The sequence below is a fragment of the Verrucosispora sp. ts21 genome (genome assembly GCF_002879555.1).
Taxonomy (GTDB): Bacteria; Actinomycetota; Actinomycetes; order Mycobacteriales; family Micromonosporaceae; genus Micromonospora; species Micromonospora gifhornensis.
This window is the reverse complement of sequence record NZ_PNOZ01000095.1, coordinates 1-20,884: the sequence shown is the minus strand read 5'-3', so window position 1 is coordinate 20,884 and position 20,884 is coordinate 1. Positions and strand designations below refer to the sequence as shown.

The window sequence follows — 20,884 nt, the reverse complement described above, 5'->3', positions numbered from 1 at the left end:
CGCCCCGGCCCCCACCCCCGCGCCCCGTCGATCTTGCACTTTGTGTCGCCGCGAAAGGGGCATACGGGGGCAAGTCGGCGACCGAAAGTGCAAGATCGGCGCGTGATCTGCCGGGGAGGGGTGGGAGGGGAGAGGGTGGGGAGGTTCGGCATGCTGCGCGAGGCTGCCCGCCACCGTGACGCACCCGATCATCTGCACGCGTTCCCGTCGGTCGAGAACGCCGCCTCCAACGCACTCTGCCGTCGCCTCGGCTTCACTCTCCTCGGCCCGTGCGATTTCGAGTACCCGCCGGGCAGCGGCATCCTGATGCGCAGCAACGATTGGCGGATCACCCTCACCGAACCCTAGCCAGGGATCAGGGCGGCTTCCTGGAGGAGGCGGCGGGCGAGGGTGAGGCGGTCGGCGTCGGTGTCCAGGGCGGGGAGGTCACCCACGCGGGTGATCTCGCCGGTGAGCAGGGCGCGTACGGCGGGTTCGCAGTACGCGGGCAGGGTGATGGTGCGGTCGAACAGGCGCAGGGTGGCCTGGTCACCGGTGGCGGTGAGCTGCCAGCGCAGGCCCGGCCGGACGGTGACGTGACTGTCGACGGTCAACGTGGCCAGCGCGGCGGCCTGCGCCAGGGGACGGATCGGGGCGGGACGCGACGCCGACCAGGCCCGCTGCCGCAGCCGGCCCGCCACCGCAGCCGGGTCGGCGTGCGACAACCAGTCGCGCAGCGCCTCGACGGTCTCGGTGAGTTCCGGCTCGATCGCCTCGGGGTCGGCCAGGTCGATGCCGAAGGGCAGGGTGGCCCGCAGCCGGCGGTCCTCGGTGGCCAGCGCGAGCAACTCCTCGACCAGGGCGTACCGGGTCAGTGCCCGGATGCCGACGGTGAGGTGCAGCGAGCTGGACTGCTGGGCCTGGGCGCTGTGCAGCCAGCCGCGCGGCAGGTAGAGCGCGTCACCCGGTTCGAGCACCACGTCCAGGGCGGCCGGTCCCAGGGCGGTGGCGGTGACCTCGTCGGCCCGCCCGCCCCACGGTTGGCGTTCCAGCGGGTCGGGCAGCACCGGCGGGTGGATCCGCCAGTGTTTGCGCCCGTCGACCTGGAGCACGAACACGTCGTGGGTGTCGTAGTGGGTGGCGAAGCCCTGGCTGCCGGGCGGAGTGAGGTAGGCGTTGACCTGCAACGGCTGCCCCACCGCGAGGCTCAACTCGCGGGTGAAGTCGACAAGTGGTGGCCAGTTGCGGTGCAGACCCTGAAGCACCAGGGTGGCGCCGCCGGCGTACAGCTGAAGGATCTTCTCGTCGAGGACCTGGTCGCCGATCTCGGCGCCGGCCCCGCCGCCGCCGGTGTAGCGCGCCGCCGGCAGCACCTGGCCGTCCTTGGCAACCCGCAGAAACGGGGTACGCAGACCACGCCGGCTGAGCAGTTCGTCGGCGTCGTCCGGGCTGAGCAGGTCGGTGAAGCCGGCCGGGTTGGGCAGCTCGGCGGCGCGGGACAGCAGCGGTGTGTGTCCCCAGTAGGCGGTGGCGAACTTCTCCGGCTCGACGCTGACACAGCGCGCCAGCGCGGACGGGTACGCCACCGCCGGGCGGACCGTGCCGCCCGGCGGATCGAGTTGCGTCATCGTGCTCGGCTACCGGGCGGCACCGTCGGCGCCACCGTCGTGCTGACCCGGCGTCGCGCCACCATCGGCCGGACCCTCGGCGCTGCCGTCCGCACCACCGTCGTGCTGACCCGGCATCGCACCACCATCGGCCGGACCCTCGGCGCTGCCATCGGCGCCGCCGTCGTGCTGGCCGGGGGTCGCGCCGCCGTCGGCCGGGCCTTCCAGGCCGCCGCCGCTGGTGCTCTGGATGTCGTCGTCGTTGAGTGGCATCGTGCTCCCTCGGATGAACCCGACCCCGCCATCGGTGGGGTGTGCCGTGCCGCGCGTGGTACCCCGCGCGCGATCTTCTCTAAACCAGTGCAACCCACCGTAGACGCCGGTGCCCCGCGACACGCCCGCTTCGCCGCGCTCGGCACTACCGGGCGATGCCACCCCGGTGGTCTCCCGCCACCAGGCCGCTGGGCTGCTGCGGGCCTGACCCGGTGACAAGATGGGACCGAGCCGATCAAAACGGAGGTGGCGATGACCGAAGCACTGGAACCGCTGGAGCCGGTGACCGAGGACTGGCAGCGCGCCCTGGCGATCGTGGCTCATCCCGACGACCTCGAATTCGGTGCCGCAGCCGCCGTCGCGCGCTGGACCGGACAGGGCAAACAGGTGGTCTACTGTCTGGTCACCAGCGGCGAGGCGGGCATCGACGGGATGCCACCGGCACGCGCCCGACAGGTACGCGAGCAGGAGCAACGCGACTCCGCCGCGCTGGTCGGCGTGGACACGGTCGACTTCCTGGGCCTGCCCGACGGGATTCTGGAGTACGGCGTGGCCCTGCGCCGGGAGTTGGCCGCGGTGGTCCGTCGACACCGTCCGGACATCGTGATCACCAACAACTTCCGGGAGACCTGGGACGGCGGGCTCACCCTCAACCAGGCCGACCACATCGCGGTCGGGCGGGCCACCCTGGACGCGGTACGCGACGCCGGCAACCGGTGGATCTTCCCGGAGCAGCTGATCGACGGCGTCGAGCCGTGGAACGGCGTACGCCAGGTCTGGGCGGCTTCCTCGCCCCGATCGAAGCACGGGGTCGACACCACCGAGACGTTCGACAAGGGTGTGGCGTCGTTGCTGGCGCACGAGGCGTACCTGACCGGGCTGGGTGACGGCAGCTTCGACGCGCAGGAGTTCCTGGAGGGCGGTGCCCGCCCGGTCGGCACCCGGCTGGGCGTGCGCTACGGCACCTCGTTCGAGGTGTTCCACTTCGACCTCTGGTAGGCCGGGTCGATACGGCTGAGCTGGGCCGGGGTGCCGGACGCGCCGTCCGGATGAGCCGGGCGGCGCGCCGCGAACCCGCGACGGTCAGGGCATGATCTGGACGAGGTCGTCGGGCATGGTGGCCCGCACGTCGTCCCATTCGCCCTGGGTGATGTGCCGACGCAGGGTTTCCAGCACCACCTGGACCACCCGCTGCGGGCCACCCTCCGCGTCGTAGGGGAAGCCCTGCCGGACCTCGTAGAGGAAGTCGTCCCGGTTGAGCTTGATCGGCACGTTCTCCGGCTGCCAGCCGTCGAAGTAGATGCCCCGCACCAGCATCGGCAGTTGCGCGGAGAACTCCACGCTCTCCTGCACCGGCATCCGGTCACGCAGCAGGTGCAGCACGGTGCGCAGTGCCGCGTACGACTGGTTGCGCTGCGCCTTCGGCCAGCCGTACGCCTGCTCGATGTCCTTGAGGATCAGGTTGGTCTTGTCCACCGAGGACTCAATTGCCGACTGGAACTGCTCAGCCATCTGTCCACCCCCGTAGGTCGGTCTCCCAGCGTCGATCGTCGTGACGTCGCGGCGGACCCGTCGGACCGGGCCGTGGCCGGATCGGGCTGGCCCGCCCGAAGCGGGGTGCCCGTCGAGCCTGGTCGCGGTCCCCGACGACGCGCAGGACGGCGTCGCGCCGTCGATGCAGTACCACCGTCATCGCCATCCACCTTCCGGTCGTCTCGCGCGGACGATCTCCGCTACCACCACCTTCCGCCTGTCGAAGGTGACCCATCCTCACCCTGCGCGGGTGAGATGACAGCGGTTGCGCGGGCGGTTCAGTCGGGCTCGGTCAGCAGCGCCTGGAGTTGCTGGGCGTTGACCTGGGCGTAGTCCCGGTAACAGTTGTTCATCAGGACGTGGGTCTGCTGCGTCTGGTCGGCCAGTTCGCGCAGTCGGGGCGCCCAGTCGGCCAGTTCACGCTTGGAGTAGCGGTAGCCGAACTTCTCGTGGATGTCCCGACTGGTCCACTTGTCGCTGTGGCCGTGGAAGCGGACCACCGCGAGATCCGAGGTGGCCGCCAGCACCGGCGGAACCGACGAGCGGTGCCCCTGCGGCATGTCCACGCCGACGTACGCCAACTGGTGCTCGCGCAGGAAGTCGAGGGTCTCGGTGGCGTTGTCCCCGTCGAACCAGGAGGCGTGCCGGAACTCGAATACCGGACGCAGCGGCGCGCAGCGCCGGGTCACCTCCAGCAGGTACTGCTTGTTGTCCCGGCGAATGGTGAACCAGGGCGGGAACTGGAACAGCAGCGCGCCGAGCTTGCCCGCCTCGACCAGCGGGTCCAGGGCGCTGAGGAACCGGGTCCAGACCTCCTCGTACGCCTGCGGCGGCAGGTCGTCCGGGTAGAGGTTGCGTTTGTCGGTCTCCGGCCGCAGGTCCTTGTAGATCGCACTGACCTTGGTGGGGTGGCCGGTGAGCAGGCTGAACGCCTTGATGTTGAAGGTGAAGCCGGGCGGGGTGCGTTCGGCCCAGAGCCCGGCGGTGCGTTCGGCCGGCGGCGAGTAGTAGGTGGCGTCGACCTCGACGAGCGGAAACTGCCGGGCGTAGTAGGCCAGCCGCTTCTCCGGCGTGTCCGCCGTCTGCGGGTACCACCCCGAGTCGAGCAGCGTACGGTCGGTCCAGGAGGCGGTACCCACTGCGATCTCGCCCATGGGTGAAGTGCACCGCGTCCCGGACCGACCGGCAACCTGCGGCTCAAGCGGCCCGACGCTCCCGGGTCTGCTTGCACGTCACACAGGTGGTCGCCGACGGGAAGATCTCCAGTCGTTCCACCGGAATGGGAGCCGAGCAGCCCTCGCAGAAGCCGTAGGTGCCCTCGTCGAGCCGGGTCAGCGCATGCTCGAACTGCGCCCGCCGGTCCAGGATGGTGCGCAGCAGCGACTGCGCGGTGTCCCGCTCGGCGGTCTTGGTGCCGCTGTCGGCCTGGTCGTCGCCCGCGGTGTCGCCGACCTCGACCAGCCGGAGCACCTGGCTCTGCTGCACGGCCTGCTCGTACTCCTCGGACAGTTCGGCGTAGCGGGCCTGAAGGGAGAGTCGAATCTGGTCGATCTCCGCCTGGGATCGGCCCGTGCCGACCGTGTCGTGGACGAGCATGGCTGCCTGCCTTCCTGGGCATCATCGTCATCACGGGCGGGACCACCCCACCCGGTCATACCGCCCAGGCGGGTGATCACCCGGGCGCTGTGAGCCCCGCGATTACCCCCGCTTCCCGGGGATCAAACCGGGTCGTCGGCGGATTCCACGATCGCCGGGTGACGCGGGTCGTCCACCCGGATCACCAGATCGGCGAAGGTGGCCGGTGCGACCTCCTCGGCGTACCGGGCGTACGCGGGCAGGGTCCAGGCCAGTTCGGCAGCGGTACGTCGACTCAGCGCGGCAGCGGACATCTCCAGATGCACGGTGACGTCGAAGGGCAATCCTCCGCCGAGCAGGAAGGCGCCACTGATCAAGACCACCCCGCCGGGCGGCACCTCGACGTACGCCGCCCGGCTGGCCCGGTCGGCCCGGGCATCCCAGAGCGAGGGCAGGATCCGCCCGTCACCCGCCGGCCCCGCCGGGTCGAGCACCTCCCGACGTAGCCCGGCCTCGTCGACCCAGCCTTCGTAGTAGGCGTCCGGGTTGGTCCGGCCATGTTCCAGGCGTACGGACGCCGGGCGCAGGAAATCGTCGGTGCGGATGTGCCGGGTCGGACGGCCGTACGCCCGCAGCGGGTCGACCAGGGCGGCGGCCAACTCCTCGGGACGGGCGGCGGCGGGACCGTCCACAGCGACCCGCAGCCGCGCCGCCGACTCGGTGTCGGCGAGTCGCTGCGCCAGTTCGGTGACCAGTCGCTGCGGTGAGATGGGACGCACACGCATCCGACAATCGTGCCCGGCGTCCGACCGTCACCGCCGCCGACCGCCCGACGCGAGCGCTCAGCCGGTCTGGTCGAGGGTGACCCGGGCCTCGTCGGCCAGCCGGTAGCCGACGCCGTAGACCGTGGTGACCAGGGGTACGTCCACCCCGACCTTGCCGCGCAGCCGGCGCACGTGCACGTCGACCGTACGCACCCCCGCGTGTTCGTAACCCCAGACCGCGTTGAGCAGCTGGAGCCGGGTGAACACCCGGCGCGGATGCACCACCAGATGCAGCAGCAGGTCGAATTCGAGCCGGGTCAGCGGCAGTGGCTCGCCGTCGCGCAGCACCGATCGTGAGGAGGCCAGAATGTGCAGGCTCGGGATGGTCGGCGCGAGCGGCCGGGCCGGTGTCCGCCCCGCCGGCACGACCTCGGTGCGCCGCTCGGGCACCACCGGGCCACCGCTGATGATCGTGCCCTCGCCGTGCTCCAGCAGCTCCCGGGCCGCCTCCAGCAGCTGACGCGCGGCCGGTGTCAGCGACTCCTCACAGGCCAGCGGAATCGACAGGGTGACGGTGATGACCGGAGCGGCTGTGCTGGTCGGACGGCGTTGGCCGCCCGGTGGCCGACCGGGGACCGCTGGTTGGGACGTATGCCATCCGGCGCGCGACGAAGCGGGGCTGACCGACATGGTCCTCCTAGGCTGGTCCGGGTTTTCCCCACGGCCCCGGGACGCCGCTCTATCGATGCTTCCCGGCGTCGGTGTGCGGGTCAAGGGGCGGCTGCGTTGTGTGAATGTGACAATTGACCGACACTTCGGAGCCGGATGCTCGCTCTGCGTACGAGGCCAGATGATTACAGCAGAGTCGCCAACTTGACCCGATACGGGGGGTCGACACCGGAGTTCACCTTTCGTGCGGGACGGCGTGGCACGGCCCACCGCGGCGGAAATCAGCGTTCGACGCTCACCCGGGCCTCGTCGGCCAGGCGGTAGCCGACACCGTGGACGGTGGTCAGCAACGGCGTGTCGACACCGAGCTTGGCGCGCAACCGACGGACGTGCACGTCGACGGTGCGCGCCACCGCGTGGTCGTAACCCCAGACCTGGTTGAGCAACTGGAGCCGGGTGAAGACCCGCCGGGGCCGCTCGGCCATGAACAGCAGCAGGTCGTACTCGATCCGGGTCAGCGGGACCACCCGGTCGCCCTGCTGGACGCTGCGGGGTCCGGTGAGGATGCGGATGACGCTCGGATCAGCCGTGATCGGCGGGTGGTCGGCGGCGTCGTGTGACAGCCTTCCCTCGCCCGAGGCGGCCAGTTCGCCGAGCAGTTCCAGCAGCCGATTCAGTCGCGGGCTCGTCGCTGCGGCGGCAAGGTCGACGGTGATGGTCAGGGTCGGGTTGGCGCGCCGCCGGACGAGGCGGTTACGGCTGGTACGGCCGGACGGGTGTGGGCGCGGGCTGATGGCGACGACGGACACGGCGGCCTCCTGGGGGACTCCGCCACGCCGGGTGGGCGTGGCTGATCAGTGGGACACCCGACCGGCGGTCGCCGGGGGCGCGGGAGTGGACGGGCGGATCGGTGGGGTGGGGCCCAGCACCGGCAGGCCGGCGATCCGCCAGGCGGCGAAGCCACCGATCACGTCGGTGGCCCGGAACAGGCCGAGATCCTGCAACGACGCGGCGGCCAGGGACGAGGTGTAGCCCTCCTGACAGAGCACCACCACGGGCAGGTCGTAGCCGACCGCCTGCGGCAGCCGGGCTGGGCAACGCGGGTCGAAGCGCCACTCGAGCACGTTGCGCTCGACGGCGAGGGAGCCGGGCACCGTCCCGTGCGCGGCCCGTTGCGCGGCCGGCCGGATGTCGACAAGCAGCGCCCCCGCCCGGTACGCCAGGTGCGCCTGCTCCGGGTCGAGGCGGTCCAGCCGGGCCCGGGCGGCGCGGAGGATCTCGTCGATCCCCCGGGAGCCCGGCGGCGGTACCGGACAGTGGGCGGCGGGGTCGGTCTGCGGCATCATCGTTCCTTCCAGGTGTGTCGGCTGGCGCCAGGGGGGTTCACCATGCCACGCCGGCCTCGGCCACCTCGGCAACCCTCAGCCGACCCTCGTCGAGGTGGTAGCGGGTCATCCGACGCAGGGCCGGGCGGTAGACGTGCACGCTGACCGCCGGTTCGGCGTGCCGGTTGGTCACCACGTGCACGTGTCGAGGGCCGAAGCGGCGGCCGGAGCCGGCGTCGAGCAGATGCGGGCGCAGCCGCCCGCCACTGACCGTCTCCTCGGTCAGCACCCCCGAGGCGACCAGAAAGGCACCGGACGAGCCCCCGTGGTCGTGCAGATCGGTGCCCTGACCGGGCAGCCAACTCAACGCCCACACCTCGTGGTCGTCGTCGGCGGCGAGCCGGGCGTACCACCGACTGGCCGGGTCGAAGCGCAGCGGCACCGGCCAGCTCGCCGGGTCGCCGGCCCAGCGCCGGGCGACGGCGAGCAGGTCCGACCGCTCGGAGACAGGCTGAGCGCGCATGACTTCCTCACGAGGTTCAACGGCTGTGGTCACCCACCAGCCTAGGCGGTAAACCCTATAGGCTTAGTAGGTAATCTTACATGTTGGGACACTCCTTCATGATCGCGCTCGATCCGGGATCGAGTGGCTTGGTGGCGCGACCGGGGCCACTCGATCCCGGATCGAGCGCGACCTTGCGTCCACTCGGGATGAGGGAGGGTGCCGACGCCGACTAGCCTGAGCCGGTGAGCGAGGAACTCGACGCCGAGACCCTGGAGTTCGCGCACCGGATGTTCGACCTGGCGCGCGACGGCGCGACCGCCGAACTGGCCGGATACGTCGATGCGGGGCTGCCGGTCAACCTGACCAACGAGAAGGGCGACACGCTACTGATCCTGGCGGCGTACCACGCCCACCCGGAGACGGTGGCCGCGCTGCTCGATCGGGGCGCCGACCACACCCGGACCAACGACCGGGGCCAGACCGCCTTGGCCGCGGCGGTCTTCCGCAGCAGCGGTGACGCGGTACGCGCCCTGCTCACCGCCGGCGCAGACCCCGACCACGGCAACCCGTCCGCCGTCGAAACCGCCCAGTTCTTCGACCTGTCGGAGATGCTCACCCTGCTGCGCCCCGCTTGACCAACGCGGCTGACCCTGATCAACGCGGCTGATTTATGACCGACTGAGCCCTGTCCCCGTCCGTCGGTGCCGGGCTAGCGCCGGGCCTCGATGAGGAAACGTTGGGCGTGGGCGACGAACGGGCCTTCGGTGCGGATGCGCTCGTGCAGCCGGGCCAGCGCCGGCCGGTGCGCCGCAACCGTGAAGCCGGGCACCGTCCAGATCACCTTGCGCAGGAACCAGACCACGGCGCCGACGTCGTGGAACACGGTACGCAGGGTGGCCGTACGCAGGTCGACAACGGTCAGCCCGGCCGCCTCGGCGTCGGCGACCGCCTGCTCCGGGTGCCGGTGGGCCGGTGGCGGCAGCGGCCCGAGGATCGCCTCGCTGAGTTCGCGTACGGTGCCCGGCCCGATCTGCTGGGACAGGAACGTGCCACCGGGCCGCAGCACGCGCGCCACCTCGGGCCAGTCGGTGCGTACCGGATGCCGGCTGACCACCAGGTCGAAGGTGTCGCTGCGCAACGGCAATGGCGCATCAGGGCTCACCGCGACCACGCTCGCCCCGATCGGGCGGAGCCTGGCCCGAGCCACCTGCACGTTCGGCGGCCACGCCTCGGTCGCCACCAGCAGCCGGGGCGGGTGGGGTACCTCGGCGAGCACCTCTCCCCCGCCGGTGTCGATGTCCAGCGCCGCGTCGACGGTCGCCATCCGCGCCGCCATCAGGCGGGCGTACCCCCAGGGTGGGCGCTCCTCGGTGGCCCGCCCGGCGAGCCAGTCGAAGGCCCAGCCATCGACCGACGCGGCGGCACCGTCGGCGACCAACTCGTCGAAGCTCGCTTCCCCGGACACGGGCTCAGCTTCTCCGGCATGCCTCGACTGTGGCAACGCCTTTTCCCGGCCGCATTCAGGACCCGGCCGCGTTCACGGCCCGGCCGCGTTCACGACCAAGCCGCGTTCAAGGACCGGGCGCAGCGCGCTACGGGCGGGGGCGGACGATCTCGACGTTCCGGGCGTCGACGCCACCCAGGACGGCGGCACCACGGGGCGCGGCGGCGCTGCGCGGCCTGCCGGTGCCGCGGAGGGCGTCGAAGCTGGTCGGCTCGGCCCGACCGGGCTCGTAGTGGCGCATCAGCCGCGCGCCCAGCGCCACGCCGAGACCGCCGACGGCCAGCGCGAGCAGCTCGACGACGAGCAGTACGGCGGTGGCGCCCCGGTTCGGCGCGTCCGCCCGTACCAGGCAGGAGAGCAGGAACAGCCCGGCCATCCCGGCGTTGACGAGGTTGAAGCTGATCGCGGTGCGACGGGTCCGGTCCGGCGGCACGTCCCACAGGTCGACCATGCCGGCCATCGTGGTCAGTCCCGCCGCCACCAGAGCGGCCACCACCGTCCAGTAGCCGACCTCGCCGAGTAGGGCGGGGCCGCCGACCACCTGGGCGAAGTCGAAGATGGTCGCGCAGACGAAGAGCCCGTACGGGAACGTCACAAGCATCGGTTGAATGGGGTGCCCCTGCACCCGCAGTCGGCTCTGCATCGGTCCCCCTGGATTGGAATCAGCTCACCAGTCCAGGGTGCTACCCGGGTGCCACCGCGGCGAAACGAGAGCGCTGCTCAGTTGTCTCGTGGTCGGGAGACGGTGCTGACCAGCCGCTCGGCCACCTGCCGCAGTGGGATCGACAACGACGATGCCGCACTGCGCAGCACCTCGAGGGCGTCCTCCGGCGGGCAGCCGCGCTGCGTCATGATCACCCCGATGGCCTGGCCGATCACGCCGTCACCGAGCAACGCGACGTCCTGGGCGTCGGCCTGCGCGCTGCGGCGCTGCCGGTCCCGTACGGCGGCGAGCAGCAGGCCGGCGTGTTCGGCGAGGAGCATGGCGGTGAGCTGGTGGCCGGTGGTCAGCTCGTCCGGCCGGCTGGCGTAGAGGTTGATCGCGCCGATCACCTGCTCGTCGACGTCGACCGGTGCGGAGATCACCCCGAGTACGCCGAACTCCCCGGCCCGGGCCGTCCAGTCCGGCCAGCGGCGTTCGGTGGCGAGGTTCTCCGCGCGGACCATCTCCCGCAGCCGGATCGCGTCCATCGCCGGGGTGTCCGCGCCGTAGCGCAGGTCGTCCAGCCCGCTCATCGGCGCGTCGGAGGCGGCCACTCCGGCCGCTTCACCGGCCCGCAGGGCGGTGAACCCGCACCAGTTGACCCCCGCGATGGCGTCCCGGGTGATGCGCACCAGGGCGGACAGCGCCTCGTCGAAGTCGTCCAAGGCGATCAACCCGGCGGTCAGTTCCCGCAACAGGGCCGCCGTCTCCAGCACACCGAGGGTCTCCGCCAACGGTGGACTCGTTTCCAGGTTCACCGACCCGAAGCCCCCGTACGCCTGGTCAGCGTCCTCACGGTCTCCTCCTCGCTACGGCCGGGCACGAGGGCAGCTCCGACGGCAGCCCTGACGTGACGACCCGCCCTACTACCCGCTGCAACAACGGTCGAAACGGTGCAAAGCGGGGCCCCTCCCAGGGTACGGGTACCGCTGGGAGGGGCCGCGACCGGATCAGTGGGTACGGGTCAGCGCCCGCCGCCCCCGCTGAGCCGCCGACCGACCGAGGCGATCAGCCGGTCCAGCTCGGAGCCGAACGGGTTGTCGTGCACCAGGTAGGTCCAGGTGGCGCTCGGCCGGACCAGCTCCGCCGCGTCCGGCTGCCAGTCCTCGTCGAACTCGGTCTCGGTGAAGGTGGCCAGGGTGCGCGCCTCGATCTCCGGGACCAGGTTGGTGAAGGCCGGCACGGCCGACCGGTGGAACTCGTCCAGCGGGTCCAGTCGGCCCAGGGCGCGCAGGTGTACGCCCTCGCGGACCTCCGACAGCTCGGCCAGGTGGTCGGCCCAGAGCCGGTCGAGGTGGTAGAGGGCGATCGACCGGGCCACCCGGGCGAGCAGGTCCTCGTCCATCTCGCCGGCCTTCTCCGGCATCTTGTCCAGCAGCATCAGCGCCGCGACGTCGCTGGTCAGCAGTCGTTCCCGACGCTCGGCCAGCGCCTTGCGCTGCTGCTCGATCACCACGCTGTAGCGCCAGGTGTTGCGGTGGATCTCGTGGTTGACGCCCTCGGCGACCCGCTGGGCGTGCTCCACGGCGTAGTCGACCTGCGGGTCCGTGACCAGACCGTCGGCGTTCATCCGGGGCGACGGCGGAACGGTGTCGCCGGCGTGCCGCACGACCAGGTCGTCCTCCAGGCTGACGAAGAAGACCGAACCACCCGGGTCACCCTGCCGGCCGGCCCGCCCGCGCAGCTGGTCGTCGACCCGGCGGCTGTCGTGCCGGCCGCTGCCGATGACGTAGAGGCCGCCGAGTTCGGCGACCTGCTCCCGGTCGACCTGGTCGCTGCCGCCGAGCCGGATGTCCACGCCCCGGCCGGCCATCTGGGTGGAGACGGTCACCGCGCCGTGGGCACCGGCCTCGGCGATGATCGCCGCCTCCTCGTCGTCGTTCTTGGCGTTGAGCACCACGCAGGGCACCCCGACGGCGTTGAGCCCGGCGGCCAACTGTTCGGACTCCTTGACGTCCAGGGTGCCGACCAGCACCGGCCGCCCGGCGGCGTGGCAGCGCTGGATCTCGTCGATCAGCGCCTCCTCCTTCTCCGCCCGGGTGGCGTAGATGCGGTCCGGCTCGTCCACCCGTACACACGGGGTGTTCGGCGGGATCACCGCGACCTCCAGCCCGAAGAACTCCCGCAGCTGGTCACCGACCAGCACGGCGGTGGCGGTCATGCCGCACACGGTCGGGTAGAGACCGATGTACGCCTGCACGGCGATGGTGCCCAGCACCTCACCCTCGGCGGTGGCGTCCAGGCCCTCCTTGGCCTCGACCGCCGCCTGGAGCCCGTCGGGCCAGCGGCGGCGCTGGGCCACCCGGCCGCGCATCTCGTCGATCAACTCGACGGTGCCGTCGCGGACGATGTAGTCGACGTCGCGGTGCAGCAGGGCGTGCGCGTGCAACGCCACGTTGACCGCGGAGAGCTGCTCGACGTTCTCCTCGTCGTACAGGTCGATGCCGAGCTTGGCCTCGACGGCGGCCAGGCCGGCGGAGGTGAAGGCGACACTGCGGCCGTCCTCGGCCACCGTGTAGTGCTTGCCCTTGCGCAGGCCGCGCACCAGCGCGGCGGCGGCGTGCACCGGGTCCTGCTCGCTGGCGACCGAGCCGGCGAGGACCATCGGCACCCGGGCCTCGTCGATCAGGATCGAGTCCGCCTCGTCGACGATCGCGGTGCGCAGCGCCGGCTGGACCCGGTCGGCCACGTCGGTGACGAGCTGGTCGCGCAGGAAGTCGAAACCGGCTTCGCTGACCGCCACGTAGGTCACGTCGCAGGCGTACGCGGCGCGCCGCTCCGCCGGGGTCGACGCCTCGTTGACCCAGCCGACGGTGAGCCCGAGCAGGGTGTAGACCGGCTCCATCCACTGGGCGTCGCGGCGGGCCAGGTAGTCGTTGACGGTGAGCACGTGCACCGGGCCGTTGCCGAGCCGGACGTGCCCGTACGCGGCGATCGCCGCGGTCAGCGTCTTGCCCTCACCGGTGGCCATCTCGGCGACCTTGCCGGACAGCAGCGACATCGCGCCGAGCAGCTGCACGTCGTACGGCCGTTGGTCGAGCCCGCGGCGGGCGGCCTCACGGCCGAGCGCACAGATCTCCTCGTAGGTCGAGGCCACCCCTGCCGCCTCGGTCAGCTCCGCGTCGTCGAAGGCCTGAACCTTCTCCTCGCGGGCCTCGATGGCCGGCAGCAGCTTCTCCAGCGGGGCCAGATCTACCGTGGTCCCCGGGCGCTGGAGGAACCGGCGGAACCTGGTCTTCAACCGTTGCGACACACCCATGAGCGGCAACGGTACGCGACCGAAGGCTCCTTTCGCGCCCTCCCCGGCGTGCCTTCCGTTCCGCGCTGTCTGCCGGGCCGTCCCGCCGCACCGCCGACCGGTGCCGTGATCGACTGCCGGGGCCGCCGGGATGGTTCGATGAGCAGGGCCGAAGCTTCGCGGTGGCAGCACCGCAATCAAACGTTCATCAACCGGGAACGTGCCCGGTTCAGGGCCGTGATCAAGCTGGTGGGATCGATCCGGTTAGCTAGCCGGGTGCCGGGAAATCCCACTCCCGGTCTTCGGCGCGATGGGGGTGCCTGTGCGGAACACCGAATCTGCGGTCTCGCCGGTGGTCGAGGCCTGGGCCACCTATCGGACCAGCTCCGCCGCCGACTGGCCGACCCGACGGCTGCTGCGGGCGAAGGGGGACAGCCGGGTCAGCGTGGTGTTGCCGGCCCACAACGAGGAGGCCACCGTCGGGGCGATCGTGTCGACCATCCGCGAGCACCTGGTGGACCGGGTGCCGCTGGTCGACGAGTTGATCGTGGTGGACTCCCGTTCGACCGACCGGACCGCGCAGGTGGCCCGGGCCGCGGGCGCGGAGGTGGTCAGCCAGGACGCGATGACCCACGGTCTGCCGCGGCTGACCGGCAAGGGCGACGCGCTGTGGGCCGGCCTGGCCGCCGCCGAGGGCGACGTGGTGGCCTTCGTCGACGCCGACCTGCGGGAGTTCCGCCCGCACTTCGTCACCGGGCTGCTCGGCCCGCTGCTCACCGACCCGTCGGTGGATTTCGTGAAGGGCTTCTACCATCGGCCGCTGATCGGCACGACCGGGGTGGAGGCCGACGGTGGGGGCCGGGTGACGGAGCTGATGGCCCGTCCCATGCTCAACCTGTTCTGGCCGGAACTGGCCGGTTTCGTCCAGCCGCTTGCCGGTGAGTACGCGGGCCGCCGCGAGGTGCTGGCGCAGGTGCCGTTCGTCTCCGGCTACGGCGTCGAGACCGCCATGCTCATCGATCTGCTCGAACTCGTCGGCCTGGACGCGCTGGCCCAGGTCGACCTGGGCGAGCGCAAGCACCGCCACCAGGACACCGCGGCGCTGGGCCGGATGTCCGCACAGATCATGCTCACCGTCTGGTCGCGGTTGCAGCGGCGGGGCTGGGCCAGCCCGGATGTGCTGCCCAGCGCCCTGCTGACTCAGTTCCGCCGGGGTGGCTCCGAGGCGCTGCCGAACCTCGACCGGGAGATCGTGGTCAGCGACGTGACCGTCGAGGAGCGTCCGCCGCTTGCCGAACTGCGGCACCGGCTGCCGCGCCGTCGGGTCGCCGCGGCCTGACCAGCCGGCAGCGCGGGCTGTTTCGGCCGGCCGGACGCCGGGTAGTTGGCAGCTCTGCGACACCGGCGGAAGAGGGCGGAGATGACGAGCCGGATCACCTGCGATGTGGACGACGCGACCCCGGTCACCGTCGTCCGCGTCGCCGGCGGCCTCGACCTGACCACCACCCGCCAGGTGTACGCCGTGCTGGAGCGCTGCCTGGCCGCCCAGCCCGATGCGCTCGTGGTCGACCTGACCGGGCTGACCGTGCACGACCAGTTGGCCGTGGCGGTGTTCGCCGCGGCGGCGCGCCGGGCCGAGGGTTGGCCGGTGGTGCCGCTGGTGATCTGCGCGCCGCATCCGCATCCGGCCGCGTCGCTGGCCGCCTCCACCGCCGTGCGGGTGGTGCCGGTGCGCCACGACTGCGACGAGGCGGCCCGGGTGGCCGACGCCTCGGCCGTACCTCGGATGCGGGTCCGACTCGAACCGGTCGCGGCGGCCTGCCGGCGCGCCCGGGAGCTGGTGGCCGACGCCTGCGCACGGTGGGACCTGCCGGCGGCTGTCGAACCGGCCTCGGTGGTGCTCAGCGAGCTGGTCGGCAACGTGGTCCGGCACGCCGGCACCCCGATGCAGGTGACCGTGACGCTGCGCCGGCCGTGGCTGCACCTGACCGTGGTGGACGGCAGCCCCGCGGCGGCCGAGCCCGGCCGGCCCGGTGAGCACGACGAGGGCGGTCGGGGCCTGCTGCTGGTGCGCGAACTTGCCGCGCGGTGGGGTAGCGCGCCGGCCGGTGACGGAAAGGCCGTCTGGGCAACACTACCGGCGAATTGACCGAAATTACCGCTGTCGCCTGGTTACATGGTCGGAAGGTCGGGTAGTCACGCCCGTCCTTTCCGTCGTCAGCGGGGTGAGAACTGATGCCCAAGCGGGTACCCACCGAAACCGGACAGGATCGGGGGCCGGCCATCCTCGCACCGGCCAGGTTCGGCGGCTATCCCGGCTCCCTGAACAAGCCGCTGCCCGGCAGCAAGCTGCTCCGGTTCCTGGCCACCACCGATCACAAACAGATCGGCCTGCTCTACCTGATGACCTCGTTCGGCTTCTTCGTGGTGGCCGGGATCGAGGCGATGCTGATCCGTGCAGAGCTGGCCCGGCCGGGCATGCAGTTCCTCGCCCCCGAGCAGTACAACCAGTTGTTCACCTCGCACGGCGCGGTGATGCTGCTGCTGTTCGCCACCCCGGCGGCGTTCGGGTTCGGCAACTACATCGTGCCGATCCAGATCGGCGCGCCGGACGTGTCCTTTCCCCGGCTGAACGCCCTGGCCTACTGGCTGTACCTGTTCGGCGGGCTGATGGTCATCGGTGGATTCCTCACCCCGCAGGGCACCGCCGACTTCGGGTGGACCGCGTACACGCCGCTGAGCACCGCCCAACACTCCCCTGGCGTCGGGGCGAACATGTGGGTGATCGGCCTGGTCGTCTCCGGTCTGGGCACCATCCTCGGCGCGGTCAACCTGATCACCACGATCCTGACCCTGCGGGCACCCGGCATGACCATGTTCCGGATGCCGATCTTCACCTGGAACATGCTGTTCACAAGCGTGCTGGTGATCCTGGTCTTCCCGCTGCTGGCCGCCGCGCTGCTGGCGTTGAGCGCCGACCGGCTGCTGGACGCGCACGTCTACAGCCCCGCCACCGCCGGGCCGATGCTGTGGCAGCACCTGTTCTGGTTCTTCGGCCATCCCGAGGTCTACATCATCGCGTTGCCGTTCTTCGGCATCATCACCGAGATCATCCCGGTCTTCTCCCGCAAGCCGCTGTTCGGCTACACCGGTCTGGTGCTGGCCACCGCCGCGATCACCGTGTTGTCGATGACGGTGTGGGCGCACCACATGTTCACCACCGGCCAGGTGCTGCTGCCGTTCTTCGCCATCCTCAGTTACCTCATCGCCGTACCGACCGGGGTCAAGTTCTTCAACTGGATCGGCACGATGTGGAAAGGACAGATCACCTTCGAGACGCCGATGCTGTTCGCCATCGGCTTCCTGGTGACCTTCCTGCTGGGTGGACTCACCGGCGTACTGCTGGCCAGCCCGCCGGCCGACTTCCACACCCACGACAGCTACTTCGTGGTGGCGCACTTCCACTACGTGCTGTTCGGCACGGTGGTGTTCGCCCTCTTCGGCGGCTTCTATTTCTGGTGGCCGAAGATGACCGGGCGGCTGCTCGACGAACGGCTCGGCAAGCTGCACTTCTGGACCATGTTCATCGGCTTCCACGGCACCTTCCTGGTGCAGCACTGGCTGGGCAACGAGGGCATGCCCCGCCGGTACGCCGACTATCTGCCCAGCGACGGCTTCACCACGCTGAACACGATTTCCAGCATCTTCTCCTTCGTGCTCGGCGCATCCACCCTGTTCTTCATCTGGAACGCCTGGAAATCATGGCGATTCGGTGCCCAGGTCACGGTGGACGACCCGTGGGGCTTCGGCAACTCGCTGGAGTGGGCCACCACCTGCCCGCCACCGCTGCGCAACTTCGACCGGATGCCCCGGATCCGGTCCGAGCGCCCGGCGTTCGACGCCAAGTACGGTGAGCTGGTCTCCGACCTGGGTCGGGACCTGCCGCAGCGGACCACGAGACCCCCGCAGGGTTTACGCGACGAGCTGCACCGCGAGAAGCACCACCGCGAGTCGCCGAGCGCCGAGGGGGCGCACGGCGCGCCGGAAGCCACCGCCTACCACCCGGCGCCACAGTCCGGGGCCCGACCGGTCGAGGTGCCGGACCCGCAGGACGTGCGCCGGCCCAGCTTCGACGACACCGACGAACCGGAGGGCAACCCACTGGGCGCCGAGCGTCGCTCGGAGGCCGGCGACGACCGGTGGCGGCATCCGCGCAGCGGAGGCGACACCCCGGAGAACTGATCCGGGGGTACGACCTGATCCGGTAGGTACGAACGACCGGGGCGGCACCGATCGGTGCCGCCCCGGCTGCGTCCTGTGGTCAGTCGACGCGTGCGTCCTGCGGTCAGCGCGTGCGTCCTGCGGTCAGCGCGTGCGTCCCGTGGTCAGCGCGTGCGTCCAGTGTGTGGTCAGCGGGCCCGCGCGGAGGCTGGTCGTGACTGGTTCGCCGTCGTCGACTCGGACTCGGCGGCCCCGTTCTGCCACGGCGGCGGCGCGTCGGCGAGCATCGCCTGACGCAGCCAGGTCAACGCCCGCGACAGCAACCGCGACACGTGCATCTGGGAGATGCCGAACCGGGCGGCGATCTCCGCCTGGGTCTGGTTGCCGTAGAACCGCATGGCCAGGATCCGCCGCTCCCGCCAGGGTAGCCGGTGCAACAGCCCGCTGACCGTGACCCGGTCGTCGACCGATTCCAGCGCGATGTCCGACTCCCCCACCAGGTCACCGAACTCGGCGGAACTCTCCCCGCCCACCGGCGCGTTCAGCGACGCCGGGCTGTAGCCGGCAGCCGACTCCAAGGCGGCGAGGATCTCCTCCTGCGGTGTGTCCAGCCGCTTGGACAGCTCGGCGACCGTCGGTGCCCGGGACAGCTCGCTGGTCAGCGCCGCGGTCGCCTGTCCGACCTCCAGGATCAGGTCACGCAGCCGGCGTGGCACGTGCACACCCCAGGTGCGGTCCCGGAAATGCCGTTTGATCTCGCCCACGATGGTGATCGCGGCGTACGCGGTGAACGAGCCCCGTTCCGGGTCGTACCGGTCAACCGCGTTGACCAGACCCAATCGGGCCACCTGTTCCAGATCCTCCAGCGGCTCACCGCGCCCCCGGTAGCGGCGCGCCAGGCGCCCGGCGAACGGCAAGGCGAAACGCACCAGGTCGTCGCGCGCCTCGTGGCGGCGTTCCGGTGGCATTCCCGCGATCCGTGCCGCGTACGCCAGTGCCGCCGCGTCGAGGTCCTCCAGACCTCGATCGGTGGATGGTGGTGTGGTCGTGGTGGTCTGTCCGAACATCCGCGCCTCCCTCAGGAAGGACCCCGCCCGGATTCGGCCGGCGCCGGACCCCGTGCGTGGACACGCACAGGCCGGCTCAGTGGGTTACATGACTGGGATGCGAAACGGGCGTCGGCGCCGTGCCACGCCAAGGTGATCAGCCTGTCGCAGCCGGCGGTGTTCCCGCTCCGTAGGTACTCAATCACGGGATCGCGGCTTCGCGAGGATGTTTCGCCAGCCCGGTGTCAACAGACCAGCAGGCCGTGCGGGGCGCCGCTGTCCCGCAACGCGGCGAGGGCGTCCGTCACCTCGATCCGCGGCGGGGTGGGCAGGTCGTACGGCTGGGCACGGAGCACCTCGGTGGCCCGGCGGGTGGGTACGGAGGTGACCGGGTACCCCCGGGCCGCCGAGCGGTCCAGGGCCCGACGGCGGTGTCCGAAGCCGGCGACGGCCAGCCACTGCGGCAGCCCGGCGAGCGCCGGTGACCGGACACCCGGCGGCTCCGGCAGGACGTCCACCGAGCTGAACGCTTCGCTGCCGGCCAACCACCACTCGGCCTGCTCGACGCACCGGCGGGTCGCGTTCTCGCACCAGTACGGCACCAGGCCGGCGCGGATCACCTGCCAGGGGTCGAGCAGCCGGCCGCACTCGACCACCAGCCGGTTCCCGGTCTTACCGGCGGCCCGTAGCCAGCGGCGGTACAGGTCGGCGGTGGCCGCGCTCAACGCGGCCGGCGCGGGAACGGCGACCTGGCGCAGGGGATGTCCCTCGCGGGTCGCCCACTGCGCGACGTCGCGGTCGAAACCGGACTCCACCCCGTGCTCGGCGACCCCTGGCGGCGTGGAGATCTCCGGCGGTTCCCAGTGCGCCCCGTCGCCGCCGGCGGAACGCAGCACCTGACGCAGGGTGTGACTGTCGGGGTGGAAGTCCACCGGATCGAGTCCACTCGCCGGGCAGCCCACCTGGAAGCTGTGTCCGTCGGCGGCCTCGTACACCGGCCAGGTCCGCGTGTCGCGCAGCACCACCACCGGGGCACCTGGTTCCAGCCGGTCGGCGAGAAAGCGCCGGTACGCCTGCGGCAGCCGGTGCCACCGCCCGGCCAGCGCCACCGTCGCCGCGGCCAGGGCACCACGGCTGGCCGGGCAGTGCACCTGCCGTAGGTGCAGGTCAGGGTTGCCGGCGAGCATCCGACCGGCGAGCCCGGCACCGTGGTCCAGGGCGGCGAGGGGCCGATCCACGGACCCCTTCGGCCAGTGCGCGGTCATCTCGAACCCGGCGGGCAGCCACGGCACCCCGAGCGCCACCGCCAGGTGTGCGGCGGCACCGTGCGGCGAGCCCAGCAACACGCCCGGATAGCGACCGCTCGGATACTGCCCGACGAACCACTCGGCGACCTGGGCCGCGTCCAGTTCCGCCGCCTGCCCCGCAGTCAGGGCGACCCGACCGGCCGAGCGGATGGCCACCGCCCGACGGACCGGATCGGGAGTGCCGACGAACCGCGACGCCGGCCCCACATGACTGATATCGGCGCAGTCCGCCCCGCGCAGGGCACGCGCGATGGCCGCGACGAGGATCCGGGCGGTACTGCCCGTCGCGACGATCCGGTCGCCGGTCAATCCGGCGCCCCTCGCCGTGATTTCCCGGCGCACCTTACGCACCGGCCCCACGCTGCCCCGTTCGCTCACGCAGCCGGGCTTCCCGCCCACTTGCCGGTTAAACAGGGCATCCCCCCACCGACCGACACCAACCATCTGATCTTGACCGTTCCCGACAACACCGACAAACCCCTCCCCGCACCCCCCTCTATGCGGCGATCATGCACTTTGTGTCGGGATAAAGGGTGTGAATGACGCGAAAAGGCGACCACAAGTGCAAGATCGCCGCGTAGAGGGGGTGTGGGGGCGATGGGCCCCCTTCCCCCGCGACCTCCACCGCCTGACCC

Annotated in this window: 22 protein-coding genes; 6 read left to right on the top strand and 16 right to left on the bottom strand. The window is 71.3% G+C overall.

The genetic code is table 11. From position 1 onward, the window contains the following. Positions 1-150: 150 nt before the first annotated feature. On the top strand, positions 151-348 hold the full coding sequence (locus C1A38_RS27230) for a GNAT family N-acetyltransferase (RefSeq protein WP_233197045.1): 198 nt from the start codon (positions 151-153) through the stop codon (positions 346-348). Here the strand turns inward: C1A38_RS27230 and C1A38_RS27225 are convergent. Continuing rightward, the gene (locus C1A38_RS27225) at positions 345-1,607 is read right to left on the bottom strand and encodes a cupin domain-containing protein (protein ID WP_102660568.1); all 1,263 of its coding nucleotides are present in this window, start codon (positions 1,605-1,607) and stop codon (positions 345-347) included. The genes C1A38_RS27230 and C1A38_RS27225 overlap by 4 nt on opposite strands. A gap of 9 nt (positions 1,608-1,616) precedes the next feature. Beyond that, positions 1,617-1,859, bottom strand: a complete 243-nt coding sequence (locus C1A38_RS27220; RefSeq protein ID WP_102660567.1) for a hypothetical protein — start codon at positions 1,857-1,859, stop codon at positions 1,617-1,619. A gap of 252 nt (positions 1,860-2,111) precedes the next feature. On the opposite strand from C1A38_RS27220, the gene C1A38_RS27215 reads away from it, so the two are divergent. Beyond that, a complete protein-coding gene (locus tag C1A38_RS27215; protein ID WP_102660566.1) occupies positions 2,112-2,858 on the top strand; it encodes a PIG-L deacetylase family protein in 747 nt (248 codons plus the stop codon). A gap of 84 nt (positions 2,859-2,942) precedes the next feature. On the opposite strand, the gene C1A38_RS27210 is transcribed toward C1A38_RS27215, so the two are convergent. From C1A38_RS27210 to C1A38_RS27170, 8 genes are all read right to left on the bottom strand, one after another. Then, positions 2,943-3,371: a DUF2267 domain-containing protein gene (locus C1A38_RS27210; RefSeq protein WP_013734372.1), complete on the bottom strand. Its 429-nt coding sequence runs from the start codon at positions 3,369-3,371 to the stop codon at positions 2,943-2,945. 299 nt (positions 3,372-3,670) lie between these two features. After that, positions 3,671-4,546, bottom strand: coding sequence for a DUF72 domain-containing protein (locus C1A38_RS27200; protein ID WP_102660564.1), 876 nt, complete (start codon positions 4,544-4,546; stop codon positions 3,671-3,673). Between the two features lie 43 nt (positions 4,547-4,589). Next, complete coding sequence (locus C1A38_RS27195) at positions 4,590-4,988, bottom strand: TraR/DksA family transcriptional regulator (RefSeq protein WP_102660563.1); 399 nt, start codon at positions 4,986-4,988, stop codon at positions 4,590-4,592. A gap of 122 nt (positions 4,989-5,110) precedes the next feature. Further along, the gene (locus C1A38_RS27190; RefSeq protein ID WP_102660562.1) at positions 5,111-5,752 is read right to left on the bottom strand and encodes a nucleoside/nucleotide kinase family protein; all 642 of its coding nucleotides are present in this window, start codon (positions 5,750-5,752) and stop codon (positions 5,111-5,113) included. Positions 5,753-5,809: 57 nt separating this feature from the next. Continuing rightward, positions 5,810-6,421 (bottom strand): winged helix-turn-helix domain-containing protein, encoded by a 612-nt coding sequence (locus C1A38_RS27185; RefSeq protein ID WP_102660561.1) that lies wholly within the window; start codon positions 6,419-6,421, stop codon positions 5,810-5,812. A gap of 260 nt (positions 6,422-6,681) precedes the next feature. After that, entirely contained in the window at positions 6,682-7,122 is a 441-nt protein-coding gene (locus C1A38_RS27180) for a winged helix-turn-helix domain-containing protein (RefSeq protein WP_199180346.1), read from the bottom strand. A 132-nt stretch (positions 7,123-7,254) separates the two neighbouring features. Further along, positions 7,255-7,746, bottom strand: a complete 492-nt coding sequence (locus tag C1A38_RS27175; protein WP_102660559.1) for a rhodanese-like domain-containing protein — start codon at positions 7,744-7,746, stop codon at positions 7,255-7,257. A gap of 37 nt (positions 7,747-7,783) precedes the next feature. Then, positions 7,784-8,248, bottom strand: coding sequence for a cysteine dioxygenase (locus C1A38_RS27170; RefSeq protein WP_102660558.1), 465 nt, complete (start codon positions 8,246-8,248; stop codon positions 7,784-7,786). 224 nt (positions 8,249-8,472) lie between these two features. On the opposite strand from C1A38_RS27170, the gene C1A38_RS27165 reads away from it, so the two are divergent. Then, positions 8,473-8,865 carry an ankyrin repeat domain-containing protein gene (locus tag C1A38_RS27165; protein ID WP_102660557.1) on the top strand — a complete coding sequence of 131 codons (393 nt, stop codon included), beginning with the start codon at positions 8,473-8,475 and terminating at the stop codon, positions 8,863-8,865. Positions 8,866-8,939: 74 nt separating this feature from the next. Here the strand turns inward: C1A38_RS27165 and C1A38_RS27160 are convergent, their stop codons facing one another. The 4 genes from C1A38_RS27160 to secA2 form a co-directional block, all read right to left on the bottom strand. Beyond that, positions 8,940-9,695 (bottom strand): class I SAM-dependent methyltransferase, encoded by a 756-nt coding sequence (locus C1A38_RS27160; protein ID WP_102660556.1) that lies wholly within the window; start codon positions 9,693-9,695, stop codon positions 8,940-8,942. Between the two features lie 127 nt (positions 9,696-9,822). Next, positions 9,823-10,377, bottom strand: coding sequence for a DUF2231 domain-containing protein (locus C1A38_RS27155; RefSeq protein ID WP_102660555.1), 555 nt, complete (start codon positions 10,375-10,377; stop codon positions 9,823-9,825). A gap of 77 nt (positions 10,378-10,454) precedes the next feature. Beyond that, positions 10,455-11,195 carry a GAF and ANTAR domain-containing protein gene (locus tag C1A38_RS27150; protein ID WP_102660554.1) on the bottom strand — a complete coding sequence of 247 codons (741 nt, stop codon included), beginning with the start codon at positions 11,193-11,195 and terminating at the stop codon, positions 10,455-10,457. Positions 11,196-11,401: 206 nt separating this feature from the next. Continuing rightward, positions 11,402-13,696, bottom strand: a complete 2,295-nt coding sequence (gene secA2, locus C1A38_RS27145) for an accessory Sec system translocase SecA2 (RefSeq protein WP_102660553.1) — start codon at positions 13,694-13,696, stop codon at positions 11,402-11,404. A 391-nt stretch (positions 13,697-14,087) separates the two neighbouring features. On the opposite strand from secA2, the gene C1A38_RS27140 reads away from it, so the two are divergent. From C1A38_RS27140 to ctaD, 3 genes are all read left to right on the top strand, one after another. Further along, a complete protein-coding gene (locus C1A38_RS27140) occupies positions 14,088-15,014 on the top strand; it encodes a glucosyl-3-phosphoglycerate synthase (RefSeq protein WP_502696957.1) in 927 nt (308 codons plus the stop codon). A gap of 81 nt (positions 15,015-15,095) precedes the next feature. Continuing rightward, a complete protein-coding gene (locus C1A38_RS27135; RefSeq protein ID WP_102660551.1) occupies positions 15,096-15,824 on the top strand; it encodes an ATP-binding protein in 729 nt (242 codons plus the stop codon). Between the two features lie 86 nt (positions 15,825-15,910). After that, a complete protein-coding gene (gene ctaD, locus C1A38_RS27130; RefSeq protein WP_102660550.1) occupies positions 15,911-17,917 on the top strand; it encodes an aa3-type cytochrome oxidase subunit I in 2,007 nt (668 codons plus the stop codon). 167 nt (positions 17,918-18,084) lie between these two features. Here the strand turns inward: ctaD and C1A38_RS27125 are convergent, their stop codons facing one another. Together C1A38_RS27125 and C1A38_RS27120 are read right to left on the bottom strand one after the other, a co-directional pair. After that, positions 18,085-18,963 carry a SigB/SigF/SigG family RNA polymerase sigma factor gene (locus C1A38_RS27125; RefSeq protein WP_102660549.1) on the bottom strand — a complete coding sequence of 293 codons (879 nt, stop codon included), beginning with the start codon at positions 18,961-18,963 and terminating at the stop codon, positions 18,085-18,087. Between the two features lie 224 nt (positions 18,964-19,187). After that, entirely contained in the window at positions 19,188-20,600 is a 1,413-nt protein-coding gene (locus C1A38_RS27120) for a hypothetical protein (RefSeq protein ID WP_233197044.1), read from the bottom strand. Between the last annotated feature and the right edge of the window lie 284 nt (positions 20,601-20,884).